This window comes from Dietzia sp. UBA5065 (assembly GCA_002415925.1).
Lineage (GTDB): Bacteria > Actinomycetota > Actinomycetes > Mycobacteriales > Mycobacteriaceae > Dietzia.
Genome location: DIAZ01000113.1, coordinates 540 through 4,319, shown reverse-complemented (window position 1 = coordinate 4,319; position 3,780 = coordinate 540). Strand labels below are relative to the sequence as shown.

Annotated in this window: 4 protein-coding genes; all 4 read right to left on the bottom strand. The window is 70.8% G+C overall.

All coding sequences use genetic code 11. The features are described 5' to 3' along the window. Window positions 1-589 (bottom strand): uroporphyrinogen-III synthase (locus B4M60_RS08805; RefSeq protein WP_291082407.1); only part of this gene is annotated, 589 nt, incomplete at its 3' end. Window positions 590-600: 11 nt separating this feature from the next. Then, window positions 601-1,497 (bottom strand): hydroxymethylbilane synthase, encoded by an 897-nt coding sequence (hemC, locus tag B4M60_RS08800; protein ID WP_291082404.1) that lies wholly within the window; start codon window positions 1,495-1,497, stop codon window positions 601-603. Then, a complete protein-coding gene (locus B4M60_RS08795; protein WP_291082400.1) occupies window positions 1,494-2,741 on the bottom strand; it encodes a glutamyl-tRNA reductase in 1,248 nt (415 codons plus the stop codon). Before B4M60_RS08795 ends, hemC begins: the two co-directional genes overlap by 4 nt. 175 nt (window positions 2,742-2,916) lie before the next feature. Continuing rightward, the gene (locus B4M60_RS08790) at window positions 2,917-3,711 is read right to left on the bottom strand and encodes an aldo/keto reductase (RefSeq protein WP_291082396.1); all 795 of its coding nucleotides are present in this window, start codon (window positions 3,709-3,711) and stop codon (window positions 2,917-2,919) included. Window positions 3,712-3,780: the final 69 nt, after the last annotated feature.

Below are 3,780 nucleotides of genomic sequence, written 5' to 3'. Positions count from 1 at the left end.
GCAGCGAAGCCCACTGCGCGACGGCGGTCACGGCGCTCGGGGATCGCAGCAGGACGCCCGCGAGGTTGCCCGAAGCCAGCGCCCCAGCAGAGGCGGGTCGGCGGGTGACGGTCGTGGTGCTGTAGACGACGGCCGTCCGGACCGCCCAGCCCATGGCCTGCAGCCCGTCGGACACCTCGGTGCGAGCGAGGCGTCCATGGGGGAGAAGCGCTCGCCCCGCGGGAAGCACAGCGAAGGCAGCGAGCAGCCCCTTCGCGCCAGAGTTGCCGACCAGGTCGGGAGGGAGATCCAGCGAGTCGGCGGTCGTGGGTCCGACGGCGGCCACCCGCAGGCCGCGGTCGCGTGCGAGCGTGAGGGCGGCGGCCAGCGTTTCCTCACCGACGAGGGCGGACCACGAAGGCCACGCGCGGGGCGAGGTCAACAGCAGCCAGTCACCGCTGCCCGCCAGGGTGAGGTCGTCGAGGAGCGCGCTGGCTTCGCGTGCGTCCGACACGGGCGTGACCGTCAGATAGGGGTCGACCAGGGCGGGGACGCCTTCGTCCGCGAACGCGACGGCGTCCGCGTCGTTGCCGTCCGGACGGACCAGCAACACCGGCCGCCTCATAGGGCCTCGGCGAGCAGGGCCTGGGCCACGCGACGGCCGAGCGAACGGGCGGCGGCGAGGGCCTCGGGCGGCTCCGTCGGCAGCGCGATGGTGTCGGTCACTCGGGCGTAGTCGACGCCCCGATGGGCGGCGAGGTCGGCGGTGAGTGTGAGCGCCCTGCCGTCGCGCGTCGCCAGGGCGCCGACGGCCGTGGTGCACGCAGCCTCGATCTCGGCGAGCACGGTGCGCTCGGCGATGACCCGCAGGCGCGCCTCCCGATCGTCCAGGGTGGCCAGCTGGGACGCCAGCGGATCATCGTCCCGGCACTCCAACGCCAACGCGCCCTGGGCGGGGGCGGGCAGCATCACGGCGGGCGAGAGCGGCGTCATCGCGTCCGAGAGGAGGCCGATGCGCTGCAGGCCGGCGGCGGCCAGGACGATCGCGTCGAGCCGCCCCTCGGTGACCGCCCGCAGCCGGGTGTCGACGTTGCCCCGCAGGGGAGCGATGGTGAGGTCCGGGCGGGCGCGCAGCAGGGCGGCGGCGCGCCGCGGCGAGGACGTTCCCACGGTGGCGCCGGCGGGCAGTGTGGCGAGGGTGAGTCCGTCTCGGGCTACCAGCACGTCCCGGGGGTCGGCGCGAACGGGTACCGCGGCCACGATCAAGCCGGGGCGGGGAGCTGACGGCAGATCCTTGAAGCTGTGCACGACCACGTCGACGCGCTTCGCCAGCAGGGCGTCCTGCAGGGTGGCCACGAACGCGCCGGGCCTGGCGGGGGCGTCCAACGGGATCGTGGTGTCGTCGCCCTCGGAGCGGATGATGACCAGTTCGACGGGGCCGAACGGGGCCAGGGCGTCCGCGATGAGCCCAGACTGAGTGCGGGCGAGGTGGCTGCCTCGCGTGCCTAGGCGGATCACCGCAACGGCTCCACGTCGATACCGAATAAAACGTGCAGGGCGTTCGTGTAGTCCTCCAGGCCGCCGGTGCGGGCCAACTCGGCCGCGCGCACCGAGGGGGTATGCAGCAGGGCGTTGCTGACCCGGCGGAGCGAGCGGGCCACGGCCGCCGCTGTCTCGGGGGTGTGGCGGGCCTCCGCTGCCGCGATCTCGGCCTCGATGAGCTGCGAAACGTGGGCACGCATCGCGGTGACGGCCGGATCGGCCCGGCGTCCGCCCTCGATGTGCTGGAAAGTCGCGACGGCCTTGTCGACGAGGTCCGTCGCGGCGGCCACGGCCTCGGCCTGCTCGGCGGGGGTGTGCTCGGCGACCGTGTCCAGGTCGATGAGATCGGCCTCGGGGAGCAGCGCCACGTCGGGGGCGACGTCGCCTGCGGCGGCGAGGTCAAGGATCACCAGGGGCGTCTCGCGTCCGATGCGTGCCTCGCTCAGTAGATCGGCAGTGAGCGGAGCTGCCCCGGTGCCCGAGCAGCACACGACGAGATCGGCCTGGTTCAGCGCCTCGAACAGGTCACGCTCAGACGTGATCGGGGCGACCGGATCGTGGGTCTCTGCGAAGGCCTCGGCCCGCCCGGCGCTCGAATGGACGCGGATGTCGGTGGCCTCGCGCTTGAGCAGTTCGGACACCACGACGCCAGCGTAAGCTCCGGTGCCCTGGACGACGACCCGGCGTCCAGCGAGAGCCCCGTAGCGCTCGGCGATGAGGTCGAGCCCGACGCTGGCCAGCGAGCGCCCGGAGAGGCCCAACGTGGTTTGGGTCGCCACGGCCTTCGAGGTGGTCAGTGCCGCCTGAAAGAGCCGTCGAAGCAACGGGCTGGCCGTGCCGTCGGCGTTGGCCAAGGCCTGACGCACCTGGCCAGCGATTTCGTGTTCGCCCACGACCATCGAATCCAAGCCGCAGGCGACCTTGAAGAGATGCTCGACCGCGCCGACGCCGGCGTGAACCGTCAAGGCGGCGTCAACCTCCGCGGCTTCCAGGCCGGCGATGAGGCTCAACTCGGCCCGCACGGCGTCGACGGCGGGGTGGAATTCCTCCGCTTGGACGTACACCTCGAAGCGATTGCAGGTAGCCAAAAGGACGGTTCCGCGGACGCCGGGGTGAGCATCAAGGAGCCTGGTGGCCAGGCTCCCGGCCCGTGCAGCTAACGCTGCCAGCTCGGCGCTCCGCACGGTCCGATGGCTCACGCCAAGGTGGATAAGCGGCACTTAGTCATACTAGTCACGCCGGCTCAAAACGCAACATAGCGACACTCAAGGGTCGAAACGTCGCTATGTAGTGAATTCAGTTTGGTGAAGGTCCCCGGCGTCACTCTTTGGCAGCCAAGGGTTCACCCCGACCGTGGGCAGACCGGGTTCGGATTCTGCGCGAATTGGCGTGGGGTCAGCGGTTCCCGAGTTCGACGTTTTCGGGGGCGCTGCCGGAACGGCGTCCGACATCCAAGGTTGAGATGGCGGCCATGTCGGCGTCCGGTAGCTCGAAGTTGAAGATCTGGGCGTTCTCGGCGATGCGGTCGCGGTGGGTCGACTTCGGGATCAGGCCGTCGCCGCGCTGCAGGTGCCAACGCAGGACGACCTGGGACGGCGTTCGTCCGAGGCGGGTCGCGATCTGCTGGATCACCGGATCATTGACGGCCGCGCCGCGCGCCAATGGGGACCACCCCTGCGTCACGATGCCGAGCTCGGCGTGCAGCGCCCGCAACGGGTTTTGCGCGAAGTAGGGGTTGATCTCGACCTGGTTGACGGCCGGCACGATGCCGGTGGCGGCGATGATCGTCCGCAGGTTGTCGGCGGTGTAGTTGGAGACCCCAATGGCGTCCACGCGCCCGGTGCCGAGCAGGTCGATCAGGGTCTGCCAGGTCGCCGCCATGTCGGTGGTCTTGGCCATCGGCCAATGGATCAGGTAGAGGTCCACGCGATCGAGGCCCAGGTCGTCCAGGCTGCGGGCGAAGGCATCCCTGGCGACCGCCGGGTCATGGTCGGTGTTGTTGAGCTTCGTGGTGACGAAGATCTCCCCGCGCGGGAGGCCGCTCGCGGCCAGCGCCCGACCGACGCCCAACTCGTTGCCGTACATGGTGGCCGTGTCGACCAGGCGATACCCCAGCTCCAGTGCGTCCAGGACGGGCTGCGTGGCGTCCGCGTCCGCGACCTTGTAGGTGCCGATCCCGAACTGCGGCATGCGAGTGCCGTTGGCGAGGGTGAGGATGGGGGACGGCAAGGCGGTCGACATGCGTCCAGGCTAAACGTC

What these genes read in the sequence shown, in the direction of transcription:
- B4M60_RS08790 (WP_291082396.1), bottom strand. Translation starts at nt 3,711, where the DNA reads ATGCCGCAGTTCGGGATCGGCACCTACAAGGTCGCGGACGCGGACGCC.